Consider the following 25,778-nt stretch of genomic DNA (forward strand, 5'->3'; position numbering starts at 1 on the left):
AAAGCATAAAAAAAGCCCCGCCTGTTTGCACAGGCGGGGCTTTTTCATGCGCCGGGTTTAGACGAGAGGTTTAGGCTCGGTTTCTTTCTCGGCGTGCTCTACGTGCGGCTGACCTGCGGTATCTTCAGCCTTCTCCTCGGTAGCCTGTTCAGGCTGGGCCGATTCTGCTTCAGAGACAGCAGGTGCTGCTTCGGCAATGGCTGGAGTGCTTGCAGCGGCCTGTTCGGCCTGGCGACGCGCTTCTTCTTCACGCTTGCGACGACGCACTTCGCGTGGATCGTTCGGCGCACGGCCAGTGCTGCTGACCGGTACGGCCGGTGCTTCAGCGGCTACTGGCTCCTGCACGTCTGCTGCTGGTGCTTGTTCCTCGGCAGCGACCTGGGGCGCGAAGTAAGGAGCAGGCTCCTCCTTGACGAACAGGGGCTCGGCAACCGGGGTTGGCGTTGGCAGCTCAGCAGATTCGGTCGCAGGCACGTCATCCTTGGCTTCAACTTCGACCGGCGCTTGTGGCGCAGGCTCTGGTGTCGGCGTGAACGGTACAACGCGCTCAGCGTGCGGTGCTTCGAACAGCTCTGTCTGTGCAGCAATGGCTGGCGCTTCGACCGCTTCTGGCTGGACTTCGACCTCAGGCGCGGCCTGTGGCTGTGGAGCTTCTTTCGAAACAGGCGCTTCGATTGCTGGCAGTTCGACCGTTGGCTCGTAAGCCGCTGGCGTTTCCACCACTGGGCTTTCTACTGCCGGGCTTTCGATCAACGGGCTTGCTGTTGGCGAGGTGTCGACTACTGGCGTTTGCAAGGCAGGCGTTTCGGCAACCGGCGCCTGTTCGGACGCGTCCACCGCTGGGGCTTCGACGGTGCTGTTGGCTCGCTCGGCCTGCTTGTGGGCATCAGCCTCTGCCGGTGCGCTGATCACGCTGCCTGCAGCTGCTGCGGAAGCTGCAGTCAGTGCCAGACCAGCGGTCTGCTCGGAGCTGCTGTCTTCTTCGCTGCCGTTTTCCTCGGAACCTTCGATCACGTTTCCGTTGGCATCACGTTGACGCTCGCGACGATTGCTGCGGCGACGCTGACCACGGGAGCGGCGGCGAGGACGATCACCTTCGCTGCCATCCTGGTTGTCATCCTGTGCCTGCTCTTCGTTAAGCAGCACTTCCTCTTCGGTAGCGGCAACTTCGGCCTGTTCGGCGCGTGGTTGACGTTCTTCACGAGGTGCACGTGGCTGACGTTCTTCGCGAGGAGCACGCTCAGGGCGCTCTTCACGGGCGACTTCTACGGCAGGGGTTGCATCCAGCGCTTCACGCAGCTCGCGGACCGGGCGATCTTCACGGGCTTCACGTGGCTTGCGCTCACGCGATGTACGGGCTGGACGCTCTTCGCGTGTGGTGGTTGTTTCTTCACGCGCTTCGCGCGGCGCACGTTCTTCACGTGGAGCACGTTCCTCGCGAGGTGCGCGCTCTTCACGCGGCGCACGTTCGGCGGTTTCACGTGGCGCACGCTCTTCACGAGGCTTGCGTTCTTCGTCACGACGATTGTTACGGCCACGGCTCTGTTGACGACCGTTGCGACGCTCTTCGTTGCGTGCTGGACGCTCGGCAACAGGCTTCTCGACTACAACCGGAGCGACAGGCTCTTCTTTGCTGGCGAACAGGCTGACCAGCGATTTCACCAGACCCTTGAACAGGCTTGGCTCATGAGCGGCAGGTGCTGGAGTCGGTGCAACAGCAACTGCTTCGACAGGCACTGGCGCGTTGGCGCGGGCAGGAGCGGTCTTGACAGCGGCTTCCTGGCGGACCAGCGTGCGGGTTGCGGCAGCCAGTGGAGCAATCTCTTCCACTTCGGCAGCGGCAGCAGCGATTTCGTAGCTGGACTGGTTGTTGTGGGCTTCCGGGCTGTCATCGCGCAGACGCTGAACTTCGAAGTGCGGCGTTTCGAGATGATCGTTCGGCAGAATGATGATGCGTGCACGGGTACGCAATTCGATCTTGGTGATCGAGTTACGCTTCTCGTTGAGCAGGAATGCGGCAACCGGGATTGGCACCTGAGCGCGTACTTCGGCAGTACGGTCTTTCAGGGCTTCTTCTTCGATCAGGCGCAGGATAGCCAGCGACAGCGATTCAACGTCACGGATGATACCGGTGCCGTTGCAACGTGGGCAGACAATACCGCTGCTCTCGCCAAGCGAAGGGCGCAGGCGCTGACGGGACATTTCCAGCAGACCGAAGCGGGAGATGCGACCCACTTGAACGCGGGCGCGGTCGGCTTCCAGGCTTTCGCGGACTTTTTCTTCCACGGCGCGCTGGTTCTTGGCGGGCGTCATGTCGATGAAGTCGATGACGATCAGGCCGCCGATGTCACGCAGGCGCAACTGACGGGCGATTTCTTCTGCCGCTTCAAGGTTGGTCTGCAGGGCTGTTTCTTCGATGTCGCTGCCTTTGGTGGCGCGCGCCGAGTTGATGTCGATGGACACCAGTGCCTCGGTCGGATCGATAACGATGGAACCACCGGAAGGCAGCTCGACGACCCGCTGGAAGGCGGTCTCGATCTGGCTTTCGATCTGGAAACGGTTGAACAGCGGAACGCTGTCTTCGTAAAGCTTGATCTTGCTGGCGTACTGCGGCATCACCTGGCGGATGAAGGTCAGGGCTTCTTCTTGGGCTTCAACGCTGTCGATCAACACTTCGCCGATGTCCTGGCGCAGGTAATCGCGGATGGCGCGGATGATGACGTTGCTTTCCTGATAGATCAGGAACGGCGCGGAGCGATCAAGTGATGCTTCCTTGATGGCGGTCCACAGTTGCAGCAGGTAATCGAGGTCCCACTGCATTTCTTCGCTGCTGCGGCCCAGGCCTGCAGTGCGAACGATCAGACCCATGTCGGCCGGTGCGATCAGGCCATTGAGGGCTTCACGCAATTCGTTGCGCTCTTCGCCTTCGATGCGACGAGAGATGCCACCGGCGCGCGGGTTGTTTGGCATCAGGACCAGATAACGGCCAGCCAGGCTGATGAAGGTGGTCAGGGCTGCGCCCTTGTTGCCACGCTCTTCTTTCTCGACCTGAACGATGACTTCCTGGCCTTCGCTCAGGACGTCCTTGATGTTTACGCGGCCTTCAGGGGCTTTCTTGAAGTATTCGCGGGAGATTTCCTTGAGGGGCAGAAACCCGTGGCGCTCAGAGCCGAAATCGACAAAGGCAGCCTCAAGGCTGGGTTCGATGCGAGTGATTCGGCCTTTGTAGATGTTGGCCTTCTTCTGCTCGCGCGCACCGGACTCGATGTCCAGGTCGTAGAGGCGCTGGCCGTCTACCAGAGCAACACGCAACTCTTCGGGTTGAGTTGCGTTAATCAGCATTCTTTTCATGTAGTACCGTCGGTTTCCGGGCTGCCGGAAACGGCGTTCGGCACACACGACTTCTCACGGTCGGTGTCAGGGCGCGTCAGGAGTGGTTGGACACTCCAGTGTCTAGCGAGATTCTCGCCCAGAGGGGGCGGAGAGTCGCGACGACGTTTCCTGCTTGCTGTGGTGACATTAAGACACCCTGTCAGCAAAAGCTTTGTCAGGAGGAGGAATCGACCATCGGTAGCGGACGAGATGAAGCGTCTAAAACAAGCCTTGTGCTACACAGTCCGATGGTTGTGCGTCTCCACCCTACACGTATCCCTGATAATTCGGGTGCTGCCGCGCGCAGAATCCGCAGCGGGTTGGCATTTACCGCAATCTTCGATAGGGAAGACCGCGCATCATGGCTTAAGGCGTTGTTCCCGAAACATTCGCTCGTAGCGTCTGGAAGCGACTGCACCTTGTGAACTGGCCATGGTATTCGCATTGAAAGCGAGCTGTCTGCTCTGCGATCTGGCGTGTTTCCGGCCTCATGTCACCTGCGCCTGTTACGTTTCCAGCATGCTTCGTTGTCACCGAACGCTTCGTAGGACGGCCTCGCGTCCTCTTGAATTGCGTTGGTCAGGGCCGGCTGTCAACCGTTGGTCCGCTGTCCGGCCGCTTATGGCGGCGTTCGCGACTATAGCAGCAATCATTAAGTGCTTCAAATCCATAAAAAATTGTTATGATTTGCCGCATGACGAATATTGCCCCTCCAACCCCCGGCGTCCAGCTGGTAGAGGTTGCGCCGGAACTTGCCGGTCAACGCATCGATAACTTTCTGATCACTTACCTCAAGGGTGTGCCCAAGACCTTGATTTACCGCATTTTGCGCAAGGGCGAAGTGCGTGTGAACAAAGGTCGGATCAAGCCCGAGTACAAGTTGCAGGCAGGAGATATCGTTCGCATTCCACCTGTGCGCGTGCCTGAGCGCGACGAGCCCGTGCCGGTTGCGCAGGCCTTGTTGCAGCGCCTCGAGGCCGCCATTGTCTATGAAGACAAGGCGCTGATCGTGCTCAACAAGCCCGCCGGTATTGCTGTGCATGGCGGCAGCGGTCTGAGCTTCGGTGTCATCGAGGCGTTCCGCCAGTTGCGCCCGGACGCCAAGGAGCTTGAGCTGGTTCACCGTCTGGACCGTGACACCTCCGGCCTGCTGATGATTGCCAAAAAGCGCAGCATGTTGCGCCACTTGCACGAAGCGCTTCGCGGTGATGGCGTCGACAAGCGCTACATGGCGCTGGTGCGCGGTAACTGGGCTACTGCCTTGAAACAAGTGCGTGCGCCGCTGCTCAAGAGCAATCTGCGTTCCGGTGAGCGGATGGTCGAGGTCAATGAAGAGGGCAAGGAGGCGCTCACGATTTTCAAGGTGCTGCGTCGTTTCGGCGATTTCGCCACCATGGTCGAAGCCAAGCCGGTGACCGGGCGCACTCACCAGATCCGTGTCCACACGCTGCATGCCGGGCACGCCATTGCGGGCGACACGAAATACGGCGATGAAAGCTTCAGTCGCGAAATCCGCGATCTGGGCGGCAAACGCCTGTTTCTGCATGCCTATATGTTGACCGTGCCATTACCTGATGGCGGCAAGTTGAATTTGCAGGCGCCCGTTGACGAAATGTGGGCCAAGACAGTGGAGCGTTTGAGTGCGCCGTGATTATGATCTGTTGATTTTCGACTGGGACGGCACGCTGGCTGATTCCATAGGGCGCATTGTGACAGCCATGCGCGAGGCGGCCATCCAGAATGACATGGAGGTGCGTGACGATCAGGCGATCAAGGGGATTATCGGTCTTGGCTTGCCCGAAGCAATTCGCACCCTGTACCCGTCGATTACCGCCAACGAGATGATTGATTTCCGGCAGCGCTATGCCGACAGCTACATGACCATGGATGAAGTGCCATCGCCCCTGTTTGATAGCGTGCCAGAGTCCATTCAGGCCTTCCGTGATCAGGGCTATCGTCTCGCTGTAGCGACAGGCAAGGCACGTCGCGGGCTGGACCGGGTGCTGAAAGCCAATGGCTGGCTTGAATTTTTCGATATCACTCGTGCTGCGGATGAAACCGCCAGCAAGCCGGACCCGTTGATGCTGCACGAGATCATGGCGCATTGTGACGTGGCGCCTGAGCGTTCGTTGATGATCGGCGATTCTTCGTTCGATCTGCAGATGGCACGCAATGCGGGTATGGATTCGGTTGCAGTGGGTTACGGCGCGCAGTCGCTGGATTCGCTGCGTGAGTTTCAGCCGCGTCTGGCTATCGACCATTTTTCCGAGCTGCGCACCTGGTTGAATGGGCGCGGCGTCTAGTTTCGAGTTGGAGTGAAAGAAGCATGTCTGACGAATGGAAAGCGCCCGTCTCGCAAGACAGGGACGACGCGGTCAACAGCAAGGAAGATGCGAAAAGCTGGAAGCTCCTTGAGAAAACCTTGCTGGCCAGTGTTCAGGAGCAGCGTCGGGCACGGCGCTGGGGAATCTTTTTCAAGCTGCTGACGTTTGTTTTTCTGTTCGCGGCGGTGATCGTCCCGATGCTGGATTTCGAAGGTGGTGCTTCGCGCCGCTCCAGTCATACCGCACTGATCGATGTTCAGGGTGTTATCGCGGACAAGGAATCAGCCAGTGCCGAGAATATCGTCACGGCGCTGCAAAAGGCGTTTGAGGATGCCAAGACCAAAGGCGTGATCCTGCGTATCAACAGCCCGGGCGGCAGCCCTGTGCAGTCGGGTTATGTGTATGACGAGATTCGTCGTTTGCGTGCAGAAAAACCGAACATCAAGGTGTACGCAGTCATCACTGACCTGGGTGCCTCCGGTGCTTACTACATCGCCAGCGCAGCCGACCAGATTTACGCCGACAAGGCCAGTCTCGTCGGGTCCATCGGTGTGACGGCTGCCGGTTTCGGTTTTGTCGGCGCCATGGAAAAGCTGGGTGTTGATCGGCGCACGTACACGTCGGGTGAGCACAAGGCATTTCTTGACCCGTTTCAGCCGCAAAAAGCTGACGAAACACAGTTCTGGCAGGGTGTTCTGGATACGACGCATCGTCAGTTCATTGCCAGCGTCAAGCAGGGGCGTGGTGATCGTTTGAAGGATAAAGACCATCCAGAGCTGTTTTCCGGGTTGGTCTGGACCGGCGAGCAGGCTGTTGCGCTGGGGCTGGTGGACGGTCTGGGCAGCGCCAACTATGTGGCGCGTGAAGTGATCGGAGAAAAGGACATCGTCGAATACACGGTTGAAGAGTCGCCATTCGATCGCTTTTCCAAGAAGCTGGGAACCAGCATGGCCGAGCGGATCGCGATGTTGACCGGCTTTACAGGGCCGACCCTGCGTTGATTCTTTAATGTGATGAAAAAGCCCGGCGCCTGTTGTCCGGGCTTTTTCATTCTGGATCAAGGGACGGTCACGCCTTCCTTTATTAGCATGTCCACCAGGCGAATCAATGGCAGGCCGACCAGGCTGGTGGCGTCATTGCCTTCGGTGCTGCGAAACAAACTGACGCCCAGGCCTTCTGCCTTGAAGCTGCCTGCGCAGTCGAAGGGTTGTTCGGCGCGCAGGTAGCGCTCGATGGTGGCCTGCTCAAGTGTTCGCATGTGCACGGTGAAGGGGATGCAGTCGACCTGACAGTGGCCTGTGCGGGTGTTGAGCAGGGCGAGGCCAGTCATGAAGGTCACGCTGGCCCCGCTGGACGCTGACAGTTGCTCCAGGGCGCGCTCAAAGGTATGTGGTTTGCCGAGTATCTGGTCGTGGAGCACGGCTACCTGATCGGAGCCTATGATCAGGTGGTCCGGATATTCGTTGGCCAGTGCCTGCGCTTTTTCTCTGGCGAGGCGCTGTACGAGGTCGGCGGCGGGCTCCTGTTGGTAGCGGCTTTCGTCGATATCCGGCGATCTGCAGGTGAATGGCAGGCGCAGGCGGGCGAGCAATTCGCGGCGATAGGAAGAGCTGGAGGCAAGGAGCAGGGAAGGCATGCGGTTCTCCGTAGGCTGAGCGGTAATTCTAATGAGTGGCCGGAGTTGCGAACAGGCCTGAATTTCCTTTGACATGCCAAGGGGGCATCCCTAGAATGCTGCGCCTATGTTGAATGACCCGATTCCACCTCACGTTGACCCGCGCAAATTGGCTGATCGCGGCACTACCCTTCAGGGCGAAGTGCTGCTGGCCGATTTGGAGAGACTCTGCGACCCGCTTTCCGACACTGTCGGTACGGTGCAGGCTAAATTCACTTTTGAGCGTGACGAACGCCGTTCAGTGGTTATCCACAGTTCGATAGACGTCTCGGTCAAAATGGTTTGCCAGCGTTGTCTTGAGCTGGTCACCCTGCCGATCCACAGCGAGTGTAGTTACGCTGTGGTGAAGGAGGGTGCGAATACCCAGTCGTTACCGAAAGGTTATGACGTGCTGGAACTGGGCGAAGATCCATTGGATCTGCTGGCATTGATCGAGGAGGAGCTTTTGCTCGCCTTGCCCATTGTGCCTGCTCATCATCCGGAAGAATGCCAGCAACCGGCGGGTCTCGATGAGCCCGAACCGAGCGTGGACGAGGTAACACGGTCCAACCCGTTCAGTGTATTGGCGCAGTTAAAGCGTGACCCAAACGTTTAGGAGTTAATCAATTATGGCTGTTCAGCAGAACAAAAAATCCCGCTCTGCCCGTGACATGCGTCGTTCGCACGACGCTCTTGAGGCAAGCACTCTGTCGGTAGAAAAAACCACTGGTGAAGTTCACCTGCGTCACCACGTATCGCCAGAAGGCGTATACCGTGACCGTAAAGTGATCGACAAGGGCGCTGACGAGTAATTTCTTGTCCGCTCCGATCATTGCGATCGATGCAATGGGCGGGGACTTCGGTCCCCGCAACATTGTTCAGGCCAGCCTCGCGTGCCTGACTGCTACGCCCTCGCTTCACCTGGCCCTTGTCGGCCAAGCCTCCCTCATTGAAGAACAGATTGCCCGCCATCATGGTGTGGATCGCTCGCGCCTGCGTGTTATCAATGCCAGCGAAGTCGTCGGTATGGATGAGCGCCCGTCGCAGGCGTTGAGAGGCAAGCCAAATTCGTCGATGCGTGTTGCGCTCGGCCTGGTAGCCAGCGGTCAGGCTCGGGCCTGCGTCAGTGCGGGTAATACCGGTGCGCTGATGGCGCTGTCCCGGTTCGTGCTCAAGACCTTGCCGGGTATTGATCGGCCAGCAATGATCGCCGCCATTCCGACCCGTAGCGGCTATTGTCAGTTGCTGGATCTGGGGGCGAATGTCGATTGCAGCGCTGAGGCGCTGTATCAGTTTGCGGTCATGGGGTCCGTCATGGCCGAGACGCTGGGCGTGGCCAGGCCCAGGGTCGCGCTGCTGAATGTCGGTACCGAAGACATCAAGGGCAATCAGCAGGTCAAGGTCGCCGCAGGCTTGTTGCAGGCAGCGAAAGGGCTGAATTACGTCGGCTACATTGAAGGCGATGGGCTCTACCGTGGCGAGGCGGATGTCGTGGTGTGTGATGGTTTTGTCGGCAACGTGCTGCTCAAGTCCAGTGAGGGATTGGCGACGATGATCGCTGCCCGGATTGAAACGTTGTTCAATCAGAATCTGATGACCAGAGCGGTCGGTATGCTCGCCCTGCCGTTGTTGAAACGTCTGCAGGCTGATCTGGCGCCTGCTCGCCATAACGGTGCGAGCCTGCTGGGGTTGCAAGGGGTGGTGGTGAAAAGTCATGGTTCTGCAAGTATCGAAGGCTTCCAGAGCGCGATACAGCGGGCGTTGATCGAGGCGGATGATAATCTGCCGCAACGCCTCAGTGCTCGGCTTGAAGCGGTGTTTCAGGACGACCAGGCCTGAAAATGTGACGCATCAGACTGGTCAGTCATCCAACCGATCAGTCATGTACATTTGAATTCATGCGTTCGGCTTTTCCGGGCGCTTATTTTGGTTGCAACAATTCAGGGGCTTGTCAAATGTCTGCATCCCTCGCATTCGTCTTTCCGGGTCAAGGATCGCAATCGCTCGGCATGCTTGCCGAGCAAGGTGCTCAGCATCCTTTGATCCTCGACACATTCGAGCAAGCGTCCGACGCGCTGGGTTACGACCTCTGGGCGCTGACCCAGCAGGGTCCTGCCGAGCTGCTCAACCAGACCGACAAGACTCAGCCTGCGATTCTGACTGCCTCGATTGCTCTGTGGCATGTCTGGCTGGCCGAGGGTGGCGCGGTTCCTGCGTTTGTCGCGGGCCACAGCCTGGGTGAATACAGCGCGCTCGTTGCGGCGCAAAGCCTGAGCCTGGCCGATGCGGTCAAGCTGGTTGAACGCCGTGGCCAATTGATGCAGGAAGCGGTGCCGGCCGGTCAGGGCGGCATGGCGGCGATTCTGGGTCTTGAAGATGCTGACGTGATCGCAGCCTGTGCCGAAGCGGCGCAGGGTGAAGTGGTCAGTGCGGTCAATTTCAACTCGCCAGGCCAAGTGGTTATCGCTGGCTCCGCCGGCGCGGTCAAGCGGGCGATGGAGCTGTGCAAATCCCGTGGCGCCAAGCGTGCCTTGCCATTGCCTGTCAGCGTGCCTTCGCATTGCGAGCTGATGCGTCCGGCAGCCGAGCGCTTTGCCGAGTCCATCGAAGCGATCGAATGGCAAACGCCGGAGATCGCTCTGGTACAGAACGTTAGTGCCAGCGCAGTCACTGATCTGGCTACGCTCAAGCGTGACCTGCTGGAGCAGTTGTACAAGCCTGTGCGCTGGGTGGAATCCATCCAGTGCCTGGCAAGCCGCGGTGCGGTTCAACTGGTCGAGTGCGGGCCGGGTAAAGTGCTGGCTGGCCTTAACAAACGTTGCGCTGAAGGCGTGACTACCTACAACCTGGATACCCCGGATGCCTTTGCCGCCGCCCGTGCGGCACTGGCCTGATTAGGAGAAGCCTGCATGAGCCTGCAAGGTAAAGTTGCACTGGTGACTGGTGCCAGTCGTGGTATTGGCCAAGCCATTGCCCTGGAGTTAGGGCGCAATGGCGCTGTGGTCGTGGGAACGGCGACGTCCGAGTCCGGTGCCGAGCGCATCAGCGCCGCGTTCAAGGAAAACGGCATCGAAGGTTTCGGCCTGATGCTTGATGTGTGCAGCGCCGAGTCTGTCGACGCGGTTCTGGCCACCATTCAGGAGCGTGTTGGCGCGCCTTTGATCCTGGTCAACAATGCTGGCATCACCCGTGACAACCTGATGATGCGCATGAAAGACGACGAATGGTATGACGTGGTCAACACCAATCTGAACAGTCTGTTCCGCCTTTCCAAAGGTGTTCTGCGCGGCATGACCAAGGCGCGTTGGGGTCGCATCATCAGCATTGGTTCCGTTGTGGGTGCCATGGGCAACGCTGGTCAAGTAAACTATGCTTCCGCGAAAGCCGGGCTGGAAGGTTTCAGCCGTGCCCTTGCCCGCGAAGTGGGTTCGCGTGCGGTGACCGTGAACTCGGTGGCGCCGGGCTTTATCGATACCGATATGACGCGTGAGCTGCCGGAAGCGCAGCGTCAGTCCCTGATTACCCAGATTCCCTTGGGTCGCCTGGGGCAGGCGCAGGAGATCGCGAATGTGGTTTCCTTTTTGGCGTCTGAAGGCGCAGGGTACGTTACCGGGGCCACAATCCCTGTTAACGGCGGCATGTACATGAGCTGATGTGACGACCTGTTTCAAAAAAATGTCATACGAGCTGTCTAAAATCCGTTATAAAGCTGCAATCTATTAATGGGCAAAGGACCGATTGGGTAGGAGGAGAGCGTTATGCTTGAAATTCGTAAAACCTCTTCTATACACTTACCCTCTGGCCAGATGCCTGAATATTTCCACTAGGAGTTAAAACTAGGTATGAGCACCATCGAAGAGCGCGTCAAGAAAATCGTTGCCGAGCAACTTGGCGTCAAGGAAGAAGAGGTCACCAACTCCGCTTCTTTTGTTGAAGACCTGGGCGCTGACTCCCTGGACACCGTTGAGCTGGTAATGGCTCTGGAAGAGGAATTCGAGACCGAAATTCCTGACGAAGAAGCGGAAAAGATCACTACCGTTCAAGCTGCTATCGATTACGTCACAGCCCATCAGGCTTAAGATTTGTAATCGCTGCTTGCTGTCACGGGAAAACCGCACTGCTTTAACCGGCGTGCGGTTTTTTCTTTAAAGACGTTGTGATGTTCCGTTAACGAGAGAGAAGGAGAGTCCTGTGTCGCGTAGACGCGTCGTGGTCACCGGGATGGGCATGCTTTCGCCACTGGGCAATGATGTACCCAGCAGTTGGCAAGGCATTCTGGCGGGCCGCAGTGGCATTGGCCTTATCGAACACACGGACCTGTCGGCCTTCACCACCCGTTTCGGCGGCTCGGTCAAGGGGTTCAATGTCGAGGAATACCTGGCGCCCAAAGAAGCGCGCCGGCTCGATCTCTTTATTCAATACGGCCTTGCTGCCAGTTTTCAGGCTGTGCGCAACGCAGGTCTTGAAGTCACCGACGCGAACCGTGAACGCATTGGCGTTGCCATGGGTTCGGGCATTGGTGGCCTGACCAACATCGAAAACAGCAGCCGTTTGCTGCATGAGCAAGGGCCGGGACGGATTTCGCCGTTTTTCGTGCCAGGCTCGATCATCAACATGATTTCCGGTTTCCTGTCCATCCACTTGGGCGCACAGGGACCCAACTACGCCATTGCAACGGCGTGTACGACCGCCACGCACTGTATCGGCATGGCGGCGCGCAACATCGCCTATGACGAAGCTGACGTCATGATTGCCGGCGGTGCCGAAATGGCAGCCTGCGGTCTTGGCCTGGGCGGTTTTGGTGCCGCACGTGCCTTGTCGACCCGTAATGACGATCCGGCCCGGGCCAGCCGTCCGTGGGACAAAGGGCGCGACGGCTTCGTGCTGTCCGATGGCGCTGGCGCAATGGTTCTGGAAGAGCTGGAACACGCCAGGGCGCGTGGCGCGACCATTTATGCCGAGCTGGTTGGCTTTGGCATGAGTGGCGACGCGTTTCACATGACCTCGCCACCAGATGATGGTGCAGGCGCTGCGCGTTGCATCGTCAATGCACTGCGTGACGCCAAGGTCAACCCTGATCAGGTCCAGTACATCAACGCACACGGCACGTCGACGCCAGCAGGCGATCTGGCGGAAGCGTCGGCGATCAAGACGGTGTTCGGTGATCACGCCTACAAACTGGCCGTGAGCTCCACCAAGTCGATGACAGGGCACCTGTTGGGTGCAGCTGGTGCGGTAGAGGCGATTTTCAGCGTGCTGGCTCTGGTCGATCAGGTCGCTCCGCCGACTATCAACCTCGATGAGCCGAGCGACGGCTGTGACCTCGATTTCGTGCCGCACGAAGCTCGTCGCATGCCGATTGATGTCGTACTGTCCAACTCCTTCGGATTTGGCGGTACCAACGGCTCACTGGTGTTCCGTCGGCTCGCCGATTAATGCTCAGCTGGATTGACGGCCGTCCTGCCGATGCGCTGTCCCTCCGGGACAGGGGCCTTGCCTATGGCGACGGGGTATTTGAAACCGTTGCAGTCAAGGCAGGGCTGCCGTTGCTTTTCGAGCGTCATCTGCAACGTCTCGATGCCAGTTGCCAGCGTCTGGCAATTGCGCTGGACCTGGATGTCGTTCGCGCTGAAATGACCCGCTTTGCCGCTGAGCTCGCCAGTGGTGTCATGAAGCTGATCGTGACCCGTGGCGATAGCCAGCGCGGTTATGGCCCCGCCCCCGACACGCAATCCAGACGAATCCTGCAGGGCGGCCCGTTGCCTGTTTATCCGGCTTCGCATGCCCTGCAGGGGGTTCGTCTGTTTGCCTGTACAACCCGTCTGGCCGAGCAGCCGCTGCTGGCAGGTATGAAGCATTTGAATCGCCTCGAGCAAGTGCTCGCCCGTTCGGAGTGGCAGGACAGCGAGCATGCCGAAGGGCTGATGTGCGACACTTCCGGGCGCTTGATCGAGGCGGTCTACAGCAACCTGTTTCTCGTCATTGACGGTGGGCTGGTGACAGCTGATCTGAGCCGTTGCGGCGTCGCAGGGGTCATGCGCGCCGAGCTGCTGGATCAGGCACGAAATCTGGGTGTCGCTGTCGATATCCGTGATTTGCATCCGACCGACCTGGCGCTGGCTGACGAAGTATTCGTGTGCAACAGTGTTTATGGTATTTGGCCTGTTCGGGGCTTTGCTGAGTTCAACTGGTCTGCCGGCTCGCTGACCCGTGAACTGCAAGGCATCGCTCGCACCCTTCTGGATATTTGATTCGTGATCCGAAAATTATTGGTATTGCTGGAAACCGCTATTGTCCTGGCAGGCCTGACGTTGGGTTTTGCCTATTGGAAGCAGTACCAGGCCCTGAACCAGCCGCTTGAAGTGGCTCAGGAGCAATTACTGGATGTGCCCGCTGGCTCCACGCCCACCGGCGTCCTCAACCGTCTTCAGGCTGACGGCGTCATCAAGGATGCGTTCTGGTTGCGCCTCTACTGGCGCTTCAACCTTTCCGGCCAGCCACTGCACAGCGGTGAATACCGTATGACACCGGGTATGGACGTTGAAGCCCTGTTCGATGTCTGGAAGCGCAAGGAAGTTGTGCAATATAGCCTGACGCTGGTTGAAGGCTGGAATTTCCGGCAGGTGCGTGCAGCACTCGCCAAGCAGATCAAGCTTGATCAGGAACTGACCGGCTTGAGCGACAAGGAGCTGATGGCCCGGATTGGCCATCCGGACGTATTTCCTGAAGGCCGTTTTTTTCCAGACACCTACCGTTATGTGCGCGGGATGAGCGATGTTGAATTGCTCAAGCAGTCCTATGACCGCCTTGAGCAGGTACTCGACGAAGAGTGGGCCTCCCGCGCAGCGGATGCGCCGTATGCCGATCCATATCAGGCGTTGATCATGGCGTCGCTCGTCGAGAAGGAAACCGGCGTGCCTCAGGAGCGCGGGCAGATTGCTGGTGTGTTTGTGCGACGCCTCAAGCTGGGCATGCTGTTGCAGACGGACCCGACTGTCATCTATGGCATGGGTGAGCGTTACAATGGCAAATTGACCCGGGCCAATCTGAAAGAGGCCACGCCCTACAATACCTATGTCATTGCCGGGCTACCGCCTACCCCGATTTCGCTGGTGGGGCGTGAAGCGATCCATGCAGCGCTCAACCCTGTCGAGGGCAGCAGCCTGTACTTCGTGGCCAAGGGCGACGGCAGTCACGTGTTCTCCAACGATCTGGATGCACACAACGCTGCGGTGCGTGAATACCAGATCAAGCGCCGCGCAGATTACCGCTCCAGCCCTGCGCCTTTGACCGCACCCGCGCCGGCACCTGAATCGACCCTTCAGGAGTCCGGGACAGCGCCCGCCGCCGATGGGCCACCCGCTGGCTCAGGCTCGCAATGAACAAGATTAAGGAATGCCTGTGACTGGCTTGTTTATCACTCTCGAAGGTCCGGAAGGTGCTGGCAAGAGTACCAATCGTGACTACCTGGCCGCACAATTACGGGCGCAGGGTGTTCCGATACTGCTCACACGCGAGCCTGGCGGTACGCCACTGGCCGAGCGTATTCGTGAGCTCCTGCTGACCCCCAGTGACGAAGCGATGAGCGCTGATACCGAGCTGTTACTGGTGTTCGCGGCTCGCGCACAGCATCTGGCCGAGGTTATCCGGCCCGCGCTGGAACGCGGTGAAGTTGTTTTGTGTGATCGCTTCACGGACGCGACGTACGCGTATCAGGGCGGCGGACGCGGTTTGTCGAGCGAGCGCATCGCGACGCTTGAGCAATTCGTTCAAGGCGCTCTGCGTCCGGACCTGACGCTGGTGTTCGACCTCCCGGTTGAGGTCGGGCTGGCGAGGGCTGCCGCACGTGGCAGGCTGGACCGCTTCGAGCAGGAAGGCCGGGCGTTTTTTGACGCCGTTCGCAGCACGTATCTGGCGCGCGCAGCGGCCGAGCCTGCACGCTACCGACTGGTCGATGCCTCGCAAACGCTGGATCAGGTGCAGGCGTCTCTCGACACCTTGCTGCCCCAATTGCTGGAGCTGCGCCGTGGCTGACGCCTACCCATGGCAGCAGGATCTCTGGCAGCAGATGGCCGGGCGTGCCCAGCATGCTCATGCCTATCTGTTGCACGGCCCTGCCGGTATCGGCAAACGCGCCCTCGCCGAACGCCTCATGGCCAATCTGCTTTGCCAGAAGCTCGATGGGCTTGATGCTTGCGGTCAGTGCAAATCATGTTTGCTGCTGGTAGCGGGCAGTCACCCGGACAACTACGTGTTGGAGCCCGAGGAGCCGGACAAACCGATCAAGGTTGATCAGGTTCGTGATCTGGTCAGTTTTGTGGTTCAGACTTCACAGATGGGTGGGCGCAAGGTGGTGCTCATCGAGCCTGTAGAGGCCATGAACATCAACGCCGCAAACGCTTTGCTGAAAAGCCTGGAAGAACCGTCGGGCAATACCGTGCTCTTGCTGGTCAGTCATCAGCCGAGTCGACTGTTGCCAACGGTCAAAAGCCGCTGCGTACAGCAGGCGTGCCCGCTACCCAGCGAGCAGATGAGCCTGGCCTGGCTGGACAGTGCGTTGCCCGATTGCACCGAGCAGGAACGCCAGGAACTATTGACGCTGGCGGCGGGTTCTCCTCTGGCGGCCGTGACCTTGAATGCCCAAGGGGTTCGAGAGCAACGGGCGCAGGTTGTTGAGGGTGTCAAGAAGCTGCTCAAACAGCAGCAGTCGCCGACGCAACTGGCCGAAAGCTGGAAAGATATTCCGCTGTTGTTGCTGTTCGACTGGTTCTGCAATTGGTCGCACTTGATCCTGCGCTATCAGCTCACCGAGGATGAAGACGGCCTTGGTCTGGCTGATATGCGCAAGGTCGTGCAGTACCTGGCTCAGAAATCATCACGTGCCAAGGTGCTGGAAATTCAGGACTGGAGCCTGGCGCAGCGTCAGAAGGTCATGTCCAAGGCCAATCTCAATCGGGTGCTTTTGCTCGAAGCCCTGTTGGTCCAGTGGGCAGGTTTGCCGGGACAGGCGTAAACTCTGGAACATTCGTAACCGTAGAGGTGTTGTCATGAGCTTGCCGCTGAATACCGGTCCACGAAACGGAATCCTGTCCCTGACAATCAAGGACAAAGCCGTGCTGTACGCCGCCTATATGCCATTCATCAGAAACGGCGGGCTGTTCATACCCACCAGCAAGCACTACAAGCTGGGTGATGAAGTGTTCATGCTGCTCAACCTGATGGACGAGCCTGAAAAGGTCCCCGTGACAGGTCGAGTGACCTGGATCACCCCAAAGGGCGCCCAAGGTAATCGTGCCGCAGGCGTAGGCGTGCAGTTCAACGATGGTGACAACGTCGCCCGTAATCTGATCGAAACCTATCTGGTCGGCGCACTGAAGTCCGATCGTCCCACCCACACGATGTAGTTGTTCTCAATCCATGCTCGTAGATTCTCACTGCCACCTCGACCGACTTGATCTGACCCAGCACGATGGCTCTCTCGATGCCGCCCTCGATGCCGCGCGAGGCAGAGGTGTCGGACATTTTCTGTGCATCGGCGTAAGCGCCGATAACGCCGGAGCCGTCAAGTCGCTGGCGGAGCGCTACGACGATGTCGACTGTTCGGTTGGCATTCATCCGCTCGACCTGAAGCCTGGCGAGGCACCTGCTCTTGAGTGGCTGTTGACCGAGCTGGATCATCCACGCGTAGTCGCCATCGGCGAAACCGGTCTGGATTATCACTACGAGCCTGAAGCGGCCGAGCTTCAGCAGGCGTCGTTCCGGCTGCATCTGCAAGCCGCTACTGTGACCGGCAAGCCGGTTATCGTGCACACCCGGGGGGCGCGTGCCGACACCCTGGACCTGCTGCGTGAAGCGGCATTGCCTCAGGCGGGTGTGCTGCATTGTTTCACCGAAGACTGGGACATGGCCAAGGCGGCACTGGACCTGGGCTTTTACATCTCGCTCTCCGGCATCGTGACGTTCCGCAACGCCGATGCATTACGTGACGTGGCGCGTCAGGTGCCTGCCGACCGCCTGCTGGTTGAAACCGATTCTCCGTATCTGGCGCCGATTCCTTACCGCGGCAAGCCAAATCTGCCGCAGTACGTGCGTGAAGTGGCCGAGTTTCTGGCCATGCTGCGCGGTGAGTCATACGAGCGCTTCGCGGAGCAGACCACTGATAACTTCGCCCGTCTTTTCCCGTTGGCGCATCTTCGGCGCTGAGCGCTCTTTCGAAGCGCATAAATCGCAGGCAAAAAAAAACCCGGATTCTGGGGGGGGTGAAGCCGGGTCAAGACCATTAGGAGTACAACAAAGGCACACCATCCATTGGTGCCTCCATTGGTGCGCCACTTGGGGGATATGACGCGCCAACGGCTTAATTATTGTCCAGTATCTGCCAGCGTCCAGTGAGTTTTGGTTGTTTTTTAAACAGTTTTGGAATACCAAATCGTTTCTTGAGATCGCATTGGCCAAGGACGGCGAAGCTGTTATTCCATGCATTCATTAAAAATCAGTGTCTGATGCCCAAGCAGCTTTTCAGGGACGTGTCGACAGTTGCGAGGTTTCAAGGTGGAGTTTTCCAACGGTTTTCTGTTGAGTCTTTCGCTTTGCCTGGACATTGGTCTGGCCAATATCGCGATGATCACGCTCTCCATGCAGCGCGGCTTTGCCAAAGGCCTTTGGCTAGGATTGGGAACCTGCGTTGGCGACCTGGCTTACGCCATCCTGGCCATGCTCGGCATGGCTGTGCTTTTGCAGTATGAAGCGGTGCGTTACGTGCTCTGGCTGGGAGGCTCCGCAATACTGGCCTGGTTCTGCTTGCGGATGGTAATGAGTGCGGTCGCCGTCAGGTCAGGTATCGAGACGCAGGATGTGCAATGGGGGCGAACCAATTTTGCCTTATTCGGGCGCGGGATTTTTCTGGCGATGTCTTCGCCCAGCGCCATTCTCTGGTTTGCCGCCGTTGGGGGCGCACTGATTGCCCGGCAAGGTTCCGATGTCGCCAGCGCTTCTACCTTTCTTGCCGGTTTCGTTGCAGCGGGCGTTGTCTGGTCCGTCAGTCTCTGCGCGCTGGCGCACCAGGGTGGAAGGTTAATGGGTGAGCGTATGCTGAGGTGGGCTTACGTTGCTTCAGCACTGATCTTTGCCTATTTCACGATATACGTAGTCGTGACCGGTTATCTGGAGTTTGTCGGTCCTTTGCCCGGGGCTGTGCGGCTTTGACCCCGCAGGCCGGGGGTGTCGACGTTGCGTTGGGCCAGGCACCGATTTGCAAACAGACACTTATCCATCCGTAACCTGCAATATGGTCGGATGATCCGTGCATTTCAGCGCAAATTGGGCATAATACGCGGCTTCGATTTCGATCCCGACCAGACCTTCTTATGCAGAAAGAATCTCGTAAGGTCCGTGAGTTTCGCCGCCGTGAGCAGGAAATTCTCGACACCGCGCTAAAGCTGTTTCTTGATCAGGGCGAAGACAGCGTCACTGTCGAGATGATCGCGGACGCCGTTGGCATAGGCAAAGGCACGATCTACAAGCACTTCAAGTCCAAGGCGGAGATCTACCTGCGCCTCATGCTCGACTATGAGCGCGATTTGAATGAGCTGCTGCATTCCGCCGATGTCGACAAGGACAAGGAAGCGCTTTCACGGGCGTACTTTGAATTTCGCATGCGCGATCCGCAGCGCTACCGCCTGTTCGATCGCCTGGAAGAAAAGGTGGTCAAGGGCAATCAGGTCCCTGAGCTGGTCGAGGAGTTGCACAAGATCCGCGCCTCGAACTTCGAGCACCTGACGCTGCTGATCAAAGGGCGCATCAACGAAGGAAAGCTCGAAGACGTGCCGCCTTATTATCACTACTGCGCGGCGTGGGCGCTGGTGCATGGCGCGGTTGCGCTGTACCACTCGCCGTTCTGGAGCAACGTGCTTGAGGATCAGGAAGGCTTCTTCCATTTCCTCATGGATATCGGTGTGCGCATGGGCAACAAGCGCAAGCGTGACACTGACCCTCATCCGGACGTGAAGCCAGATCCGGTAGTCGATTGACCCGTTTTCAGGGCCATTCACCTGATTGTGCAGAGCTCTGGATGCGCATCCGTCAAAAATGGCGCGGAAGCTGCATCTGACGACCATTCGCCGGTTTTCCGTCACCGGTATTTGGGAGTGAATGATGCGTAGCCTGGTTCTGCTGCTGGCGTTGATAGCGCTGAGTGGCTGTATGAAAGTCAGCGATATGGGTGAGGGCGTTCGCGAGCAGTTCAGCGACGCAGGGCTGCTTGATCACAGTCAGACCCGTCGCACTGCCAACTGGCGCGTGCAGCCCGACTCCTTCATCTTCATCGCCCAAGGCGCCTTCGTGCCGCCGGGCAACGCCTACCCGCGGCCCAACGTTGTGGCTGAAGAGGCCTTCAAGGGTTTTATCGAATACTTTCCCATGGTTCGTCGCGCGCCTGCACCGCTGGGCCTGGACGAGGCAATGATCGAAGCCAGGAGCGCGGGCGCTCACTATCTGCTCTACACTCGGTTCGCCAAGGCGGATGACCGTATCGGCAACGGTGATCAATGGTCGGATCAGGAAGCGGTCGACCGTCTGGGCATTGACAGTGGCGTTATTCAGCTGATGTTGATCGAAACCAGCACACGCTATTTGATAGACAGCGCCCGGATTCGCAGTCGTGGCGGATTGCTGACGCTTTACGATACAAGCCCTGAAGATTTGCTAGGTCCGCCTCTTGAGGACTACGCTCGCACCTTGTTGGGTGTAGAGCGCTAGGAGTAAGGCATGACCGATTCAGGCAAGGCCAATGATCTGTTTGCACAGATTCCGAAGACCAAAGGTTTGCCGCCTGTTCATTTATGGAACCCCGAGTTCTGCGGCGATATCGACATGCGTATCGCCCGGGATGGCACGTGGTTCTACCAGGGCACGCCCATCGGCCGTAAGCCGATGGTGCGCTTGTTCTCGACCATCATGCGCCGTGACGGCGACGATTACTTTCTGATTACCCCGGTTGAAAAGGTCGGTATCAAGGTCGATGACGCGCCCTTCGTCGCGGTGACGCTCGACGTTGAAGGGCAGGGTGAGGCTCAGGTGCTACGCTTCTCGACCAACGTCGACGACACAACTGAGGCCGGGCCCGATCACGCTTTGCGAGTTCTGATTGATCCCGAAACTCAGGAGCCTGCGCCTTATGTTCATGTGCGGGCCAATCTCGAAGCGCTTATTCATCGCAATGTGTTTTACCAGCTGGTCGAGCTCTCGGTCTCCCGCGAAATCGACGGGCAACGCTGGTTGGGTGTCTGGAGCCATGGGGTGTTCTTTCCCGTGGGTCTTGAGCCTTGAGGCAGTTGAGTATTCGATAGGGTCAATTGCCTGTCGGCAGTTCGGCGGTTAAAGTGCCGCTCCCTGATTTTCCTGAGGTTTTTGCATGAGTCAGTCCATTGATATCGCCGTAGTCGGCGCGACCGGTACTGTCGGCGAAACCATTGTCCAGATCCTGGAAGAACGTGATTTTCCAGTGGGTAACCTGCATTTGTTGGCCAGTATCGAATCGGCGGGCCATTCGGTACCTTTCCGGGGCAAGAACGTGCGTGTGCGTGAGGTCGACGAATTTGACTTCAGCAAAGTCAAACTGGCCTTTTTTGCTGCGGGTCCCGCCATTACCCGTAGCTTCTTCGAGCGTGCATCGGCCGCAGGCTGCGCGGTGATCGACCTGTCAGGCACTTTTTCGCCTGAGCAGGCGCCCAATGTGGTGCCGGAAATCAATGCCGAGCAACTGACTTCCAGCACAGGTCCCTTGCGATTGGTGTCCGTTCCCAGCGCCTCGGCGACCGCAGTTGCCTTGACTCTGGCCCCTTTGCGCGCACTGCTTGAAATCAACAGTGTTGCGGTGACGGCATGTCTGGCCGTGTCCAGTCTCGGTCGCGAAGGGGTCAGTGAGTTGGCACGTCAGACCACTGAACTGTTGAACGTTCGTCCGCTGGAAACCCGCTTTTTTGATCGTCAGATGGCATTCAACGTGCTCGCTCAGGTCGGTACGCCGGACGCATCCGGCCATCTTCCTCTGGAAAAGCGCCTGGTCGAAGAGCTGCGTGAGTTGCTGGCACTGCCGTCTTTGAAAGTGTCCGCGAGTTGCATTCAAGTGCCGGTTTTCTTTGGCGACAGCTTCACTGTATCGCTGCAACTTTCCGCGCCTGTGGACCTGGCAGCAGTAAACGCTGCGCTTGAAGCAGCGCCAGGTATAGAGCTTGTTGACGCTGGGGACTACCCGACACCGGTCGGTGATGCTGTAGGTCAGGACGTGGTTTATGTAGGACGTGTCCGGGCAGGAGTTGCCGATTCTGAACAACTCAATCTGTGGATTACGTCAGACAACGTGCGCAAGGGCGCTGCGCTCAATGCTGTGCAGGTTGGCGAATTGTTGATAAAAGACTATGTGTAAAAGATACTTGGCAACAATTTGAATAATTGTTCTAGCGGCGATACGCCTTACACCCAACTGCAGGACTACCTCTCCGCACCTCGGAGAATCTTTAAACAAGGGATGGGCTATGGTTCAGGTTCGTAAACTGGTATTAGCAATTGCTGCGGCTTCGGCGCTGTCATCGGGTATGGCGCAGGCGTTGGGGCTCGGGGAATTGTCTGTCAAGTCGACCCTGAATCAGCCACTGGTAGCCGAGATCGAGTTGACGGATGCACAGGGCGTCAATGCTGCGCAAGTTGTGCCCAGTCTTGCCACCACGGCTGACTTCGCACAGGCGGGTATCACCCGTCAGGCGTTTCTCAATGATCTGAGCTTTACCCCGGTGATCAATGCCAGCGGCAGAAGCGTGCTGCGCATAACCTCCACCAAGCCGGTGCGTGAGCCATACGTGAAATTCCTGGTTCAGGTGCTGTGGCCGAACGGGCGCCTGCTGCGCGAGTACAGTCTGCTTCTGGATCCACCCAAGTTTTCCCCTGAGGCTGCAGCGGCGGCCGCAGCGCCTGTCCCATCTGCCGGAGCACCTGCTCAGCCTGCGACCATAGCGCCGCCGACCGACGTCGCGACGCCAGCAGCGCCTGCGCCAACGGCCCCTGCCGCGCCCGAGGCAGCCTTGCCGCCGCCTGCTGCAGACAAGCAGGCTCAGTACGTGACGGGCAACAACGACACATTGTGGGAAATTGCCACGAAAGTTCGCACGGGCGGAACCGTTCAGCAGACCATGCTGGCGATTCAGGCGCTCAACCCGGACGCATTTATCGCGGGCAATATCAACCGGCTGAAGAAAGGTCAGGTGTTGCGCCTGCCGTCCCCTCAGCAGACCACAGCGCTGCCTCAGCCGCAGGCGGTGGCGGAGGTTTCGCGTCAGTACAGCGCATGGCGCGAAGGCCGTCGTCTCCCGGCCGGCACGCGTCAGGTAGACGCAACACGCCGTGATCGGGCAGGTGCCGCGCCTTCCAAAGTGGATACGGCCGATAACCTGAGTCTCGTATCGGCCAGCGGCAAGCCAGCCGCCAAAGGCGCTGCGGGCGACAGCGACCTGAGCAACAAGCTTTCAGTGGCTCAGGAAGCACTCGACACTTCGCGTCGTGACAATGCCGAGCTGAAAAGCCGCATGAACGACCTGCAAAGTCAGCTCGACAAGCTGCAACGTCTGATCGAACTCAAAAATGGCCAGTTGGCGAAAATGCAGGCCGGTGGGGCTGCGGTTCCGCCTGCCACACCTGCTGCCACTCCAGCGACACCGCCTGTGACAGCGGCCAATGCCGCTGTGCCGGCTTCGCTGGTCGATGCCAACGGTGCGCCGGTGAAACCGGCCGGCGAGATCGCCCCTGAGGACGCACTGCCTGCCGGTGCCGCTCAAGTCGCCACTCCCGCGGCTGAACAACCATTGGCTGTCGAGCCGGTTGCTGCTCCTGAAGAAGAGGATCAGTTGCAGAAGATCCTCAATAACCCGATATTGCTAGGCCTGATCGGCGGCGCGGTATTGTTGATTCTGGCGCTGCTGCTGTTGTTTCTGGCTCGTCGCCGTGCGGCCAAGGCCGAAGCCGAGAAGCACCGTCGGATGGCGCGTGCTCTGGCTGAAGAGTCTGAATTCAATTCTGACATGGACATGAATGCCCCTCCTGCAAGCTTCGACGGGCTTGATGTTCCGCCACCGAATGCACGTATGGGTGCCGCTGGTGCAGCCGCTGCAGCCGCTTCCCGCGAGCGTTCAGCCGACCCTCTGGTGCAGGCTGAAATTCATATCGCTTACGGGCGCATGAATCAGGCAGTCGAACTGCTGGAAGAGTCGGTCAAGGACGATCCGAAGCGTGACGACATTCGTCTGAAGCTGATGGAAATCTACGCAGAACAGGGCAACAACAAGGCTTACGCCGCTCACGAACGCAAGTTGGTGGCCGCGGGAAAGCTTGAAGCTGAGGGCGAGCAGCTAAAAGATCAACACTCGACCCAGAACACTGTGCCTCCGGTTGTTGTGCCCCCTGTTGTTACGAAGCCCGTGGTTGATGCTGCACCTGCTTCAGTGGCTGCACCTGTCGCGGCAACCGTAGCAATTGCGGCCGCTGCAGCCAGTGCTGCGGCCTTGGCAGCACAGCTTGATGCCAAGTACGTTGAGGAGCTGCTGGCCGATGACATTAAGCAGTCAGAGCCCGTTGCTGAACCTGAAGTTGTAGCCGTCAGTCCGGCAGTCGTTGAACCAGAGCCAGAGCCAGAGCTTGACGCTGATGCATTCGACCATGACTTTGATCTGAGCCTTGATGAGTTCGATGAGCCTGCGCCGGCGGGTGTATCGACGGTTGATAATGTCGATGATCTGTTGCTTGATGAGCCGTCGGTATCGGCGGTGTCCACCGATGACGAACTGAGCTTTGAGTCGATCATGCAGCAACAGGAAGCCGCGCGTGCTGCTTCCACTTCTGACGATCTCGCCGATTTCGATCTGGACTTGTCCGAAGAGGATTCGGCGCTCAAGAACGAAGACGACTTCCTGTTGGGGCTGAACGACGAGCCCGTTGCACCGGTGACGCCCGCTACGCCGCCGGTCATTGCTGATGACCTTGAGTTGCCCGAGGATTTTGACCTTTCACTGGCCGACGAGATCGAGTCTGATCAGGCAAGCCAGGCGTTCGCCACCGAGATCGATGACGTCAACGCCGAGTTGGATCGCCTGTCGCAGAACCTTGAACATCCGCCGCTCGATGAACCCCGGTTCACCGCAGAAGATGCCATGGCGCTGGATGATGAGCCTGATTTCGACTTCATGGCCGGTACTGATGAAGCAGCGACCAAGCTGGATCTGGCGCGTGCTTACATCGATATGGGCGATGCCGACGGTGCTCGGGACATCCTTGATGAAGTGGTCACTGAGGGTGACGACGGCCAGAAGAGAGAAGCACGGGAAATGCTCTCGCGCCTTGCCTGATCCTGCTTGCGCTGCACCACAGACGGCCGCTTATGCGGCCGTCTGCATTTGGTGCCGTGCGTGTGGCGTCTTTTTTTCGCGGCCGTATAATGGCCGCCTTTTCGCAAACCGACAGGCTGTAGCACCTTGGCGAATATTGATAACCCGGTTGGAGAGATGGCGGCCGAGGGCTTTTCCCGGATCGCGCTGGGCGTGGAGTACAAGGGGTCACGCTATTGCGGCTGGCAGCGACAGGCTTCCGGCGTATTGACTGTGCAGGAAACCCTTGAAAATGCGCTGTCCAAAGTCGCCGATTCACCTGTGTCGCTGATGTGCGCCGGGCGTACCGACGCAGGTGTGCATGCGTGTGGTCAGGTGGTGCACTTTGATACCCAGGCCGAGCGCTCGCTCAAGGCATGGGTCATGGGTGCCAATATCAATCTGCCGCACGACATCAGCGTGACGTGGGCGAAAGTCATGCCCGCTGATTTTCATGCGCGTTTCAAGGCCATCGCCCGCCGGTATCGGTACGTGATCTATAACGACCAGATACGTCCGGCGCACCTGAATCAGGAAATCACCTGGAATCATCGCCCGCTGGATGTGGAGCGTATGGCCGAGGCCGCGCAGCATCTGGTGGGGACTCACGATTTCAGTGCGTTTCGCGCCGGGCAGTGTCAGGCCAAGTCGCCGGTCAAACAACTGCATCACCTGCGGGTGAGTCGTCACGGCAAGATGATCGTGATCGACGTGCGCGCCAACGCTTTTCTGCATCACATGGTCCGCAACATTGCCGGCGTCCTGATGACGATCGGTGCCGGTGAGCGCCCAGTCGAGTGGGCGAAGGATGTTCTGGAAAGTCGCGTCCGTCGTACCGGGGGCGTCACCGCCCATCCCTATGGTCTGTATCTGGTTCAGGTCGAGTACCGCGAGCAGTTCCCACTGCCGGAGCGCTACATTGGTCCGCATTTTCTTACAGGCTTCGCTGAAGTTTGACGCTGACGGCCTGACGAGCATTTGCTAACATCCGGGACTTTCCGAAAGGTCTGAGGTTTTCAC

The 25,778-nt window shown here is 58.6% G+C and carries 25 protein-coding genes; 23 read left to right on the forward strand and 2 right to left on the reverse strand.

What is annotated here, in order from left to right:
- Nucleotides 1–57: 57 nt before the first annotated feature.
- Nucleotides 58–3,351 carry a ribonuclease E gene (gene rne, locus KDX37_RS02745; protein WP_455127248.1) on the reverse strand — a complete coding sequence of 1,098 codons (3,294 nt, stop codon included), beginning with the start codon at nt 3,349–3,351 and terminating at the stop codon, nt 58–60.
- 715 nt (nt 3,352–4,066) lie between these two features.
- Between rne and rluC the strand changes: the two genes are divergently transcribed.
- The 3 genes from rluC to sppA are packed head-to-tail and all read left to right on the forward strand — an operon-like array spanning nt 4,067 to nt 6,697.
- A complete protein-coding gene (gene rluC, locus KDX37_RS02750; RefSeq protein ID WP_231651148.1) occupies nt 4,067–5,023 on the forward strand; it encodes a 23S rRNA pseudouridine(955/2504/2580) synthase RluC in 957 nt (318 codons plus the stop codon).
- Nucleotides 5,013–5,675, forward strand: coding sequence for an HAD-IIIA family hydrolase (locus KDX37_RS02755; protein ID WP_231651149.1), 663 nt, complete (start codon nt 5,013–5,015; stop codon nt 5,673–5,675). Before rluC ends, KDX37_RS02755 begins: the two co-directional genes overlap by 11 nt.
- Before the next feature lie 23 nt (nt 5,676–5,698).
- Nucleotides 5,699–6,697 (forward strand): signal peptide peptidase SppA, encoded by a 999-nt coding sequence (gene sppA / locus KDX37_RS02760; protein WP_231651150.1) that lies wholly within the window; start codon nt 5,699–5,701, stop codon nt 6,695–6,697.
- A 56-nt stretch (nt 6,698–6,753) separates the two neighbouring features.
- On the opposite strand, the gene KDX37_RS02765 is transcribed toward sppA, so the two are convergent.
- Nucleotides 6,754–7,332: a Maf family protein gene (locus tag KDX37_RS02765; protein WP_231651151.1), complete on the reverse strand. Its 579-nt coding sequence runs from the start codon at nt 7,330–7,332 to the stop codon at nt 6,754–6,756.
- 106 nt (nt 7,333–7,438) lie between these two features.
- Here KDX37_RS02765 and KDX37_RS02770 point away from each other — a divergent pair, with 106 nt between their 5' ends.
- From KDX37_RS02770 to truA, 20 genes are all read left to right on the forward strand, one after another.
- Nucleotides 7,439–7,966 (forward strand): YceD family protein, encoded by a 528-nt coding sequence (locus tag KDX37_RS02770; RefSeq protein ID WP_231651152.1) that lies wholly within the window; start codon nt 7,439–7,441, stop codon nt 7,964–7,966.
- Between the two features lie 13 nt (nt 7,967–7,979).
- Nucleotides 7,980–8,162, forward strand: coding sequence for a 50S ribosomal protein L32 (rpmF, locus tag KDX37_RS02775; RefSeq protein ID WP_231651153.1), 183 nt, complete (start codon nt 7,980–7,982; stop codon nt 8,160–8,162).
- Between the two features lie 4 nt (nt 8,163–8,166).
- On the forward strand, nt 8,167–9,189 hold the full coding sequence (plsX, locus tag KDX37_RS02780; RefSeq protein ID WP_231651154.1) for a phosphate acyltransferase PlsX: 1,023 nt from the start codon (nt 8,167–8,169) through the stop codon (nt 9,187–9,189).
- 116 nt (nt 9,190–9,305) lie between these two features.
- On the forward strand, nt 9,306–10,244 hold the full coding sequence (gene fabD, locus KDX37_RS02785; RefSeq protein ID WP_231651155.1) for an ACP S-malonyltransferase: 939 nt from the start codon (nt 9,306–9,308) through the stop codon (nt 10,242–10,244).
- Between the two features lie 15 nt (nt 10,245–10,259).
- Nucleotides 10,260–11,003, forward strand: coding sequence for a 3-oxoacyl-ACP reductase FabG (fabG, locus tag KDX37_RS02790; protein WP_231651156.1), 744 nt, complete (start codon nt 10,260–10,262; stop codon nt 11,001–11,003).
- A 189-nt stretch (nt 11,004–11,192) separates the two neighbouring features.
- The gene (gene acpP / locus KDX37_RS02795; protein WP_016973676.1) at nt 11,193–11,429 is read left to right on the forward strand and encodes an acyl carrier protein; all 237 of its coding nucleotides are present in this window, start codon (nt 11,193–11,195) and stop codon (nt 11,427–11,429) included.
- 112 nt (nt 11,430–11,541) lie between these two features.
- Entirely contained in the window at nt 11,542–12,786 is a 1,245-nt protein-coding gene (fabF, locus tag KDX37_RS02800; RefSeq protein ID WP_231651157.1) for a beta-ketoacyl-ACP synthase II, read from the forward strand.
- On the forward strand, nt 12,786–13,601 hold the full coding sequence (pabC, locus tag KDX37_RS02805) for an aminodeoxychorismate lyase (RefSeq protein WP_231651158.1): 816 nt from the start codon (nt 12,786–12,788) through the stop codon (nt 13,599–13,601). Before fabF ends, pabC begins: the two co-directional genes overlap by 1 nt.
- A 3-nt stretch (nt 13,602–13,604) precedes the next feature.
- On the forward strand, nt 13,605–14,732 hold the full coding sequence (gene mltG, locus KDX37_RS02810; protein ID WP_231651159.1) for an endolytic transglycosylase MltG: 1,128 nt from the start codon (nt 13,605–13,607) through the stop codon (nt 14,730–14,732).
- A 19-nt stretch (nt 14,733–14,751) separates the two neighbouring features.
- On the forward strand, nt 14,752–15,384 hold the full coding sequence (gene tmk, locus KDX37_RS02815; RefSeq protein ID WP_231651160.1) for a dTMP kinase: 633 nt from the start codon (nt 14,752–14,754) through the stop codon (nt 15,382–15,384).
- Nucleotides 15,377–16,363, forward strand: a complete 987-nt coding sequence (locus KDX37_RS02820; protein ID WP_231651161.1) for a DNA polymerase III subunit delta' — start codon at nt 15,377–15,379, stop codon at nt 16,361–16,363. The genes tmk and KDX37_RS02820 overlap by 8 nt, the downstream gene beginning before the upstream one ends.
- 34 nt (nt 16,364–16,397) lie before the next feature.
- A complete protein-coding gene (locus KDX37_RS02825; RefSeq protein WP_231651162.1) occupies nt 16,398–16,754 on the forward strand; it encodes a PilZ domain-containing protein in 357 nt (118 codons plus the stop codon).
- Between the two features lie 13 nt (nt 16,755–16,767).
- Nucleotides 16,768–17,553 carry a TatD family hydrolase gene (locus KDX37_RS02830; protein ID WP_231651163.1) on the forward strand — a complete coding sequence of 262 codons (786 nt, stop codon included), beginning with the start codon at nt 16,768–16,770 and terminating at the stop codon, nt 17,551–17,553.
- A gap of 348 nt (nt 17,554–17,901) precedes the next feature.
- Nucleotides 17,902–18,555: a LysE family translocator gene (locus tag KDX37_RS02835; protein ID WP_231651164.1), complete on the forward strand. Its 654-nt coding sequence runs from the start codon at nt 17,902–17,904 to the stop codon at nt 18,553–18,555.
- A 161-nt stretch (nt 18,556–18,716) separates the two neighbouring features.
- A complete protein-coding gene (locus KDX37_RS02840) occupies nt 18,717–19,379 on the forward strand; it encodes a TetR/AcrR family transcriptional regulator (RefSeq protein WP_231651165.1) in 663 nt (220 codons plus the stop codon).
- 124 nt (nt 19,380–19,503) lie between these two features.
- Nucleotides 19,504–20,106: a DUF4823 domain-containing protein gene (locus KDX37_RS02845; RefSeq protein WP_231651166.1), complete on the forward strand. Its 603-nt coding sequence runs from the start codon at nt 19,504–19,506 to the stop codon at nt 20,104–20,106.
- A gap of 9 nt (nt 20,107–20,115) precedes the next feature.
- Entirely contained in the window at nt 20,116–20,676 is a 561-nt protein-coding gene (locus KDX37_RS02850; RefSeq protein WP_231651167.1) for a DUF1285 domain-containing protein, read from the forward strand.
- A gap of 85 nt (nt 20,677–20,761) precedes the next feature.
- Nucleotides 20,762–21,775 carry an aspartate-semialdehyde dehydrogenase gene (locus tag KDX37_RS02855; RefSeq protein ID WP_231651168.1) on the forward strand — a complete coding sequence of 338 codons (1,014 nt, stop codon included), beginning with the start codon at nt 20,762–20,764 and terminating at the stop codon, nt 21,773–21,775.
- Between the two features lie 109 nt (nt 21,776–21,884).
- Nucleotides 21,885–24,740, forward strand: a complete 2,856-nt coding sequence (locus KDX37_RS02860) for a FimV/HubP family polar landmark protein (protein WP_231651169.1) — start codon at nt 21,885–21,887, stop codon at nt 24,738–24,740.
- A 156-nt stretch (nt 24,741–24,896) separates the two neighbouring features.
- Nucleotides 24,897–25,715, forward strand: a complete 819-nt coding sequence (truA, locus tag KDX37_RS02865; RefSeq protein WP_231651319.1) for a tRNA pseudouridine(38-40) synthase TruA — start codon at nt 24,897–24,899, stop codon at nt 25,713–25,715.
- Nucleotides 25,716–25,778: the final 63 nt, after the last annotated feature.

The sequence above is a fragment of the Pseudomonas californiensis genome (genome assembly GCF_021147775.1).
GTDB lineage: Bacteria > Pseudomonadota > Gammaproteobacteria > Pseudomonadales > Pseudomonadaceae > Aquipseudomonas > Aquipseudomonas californiensis.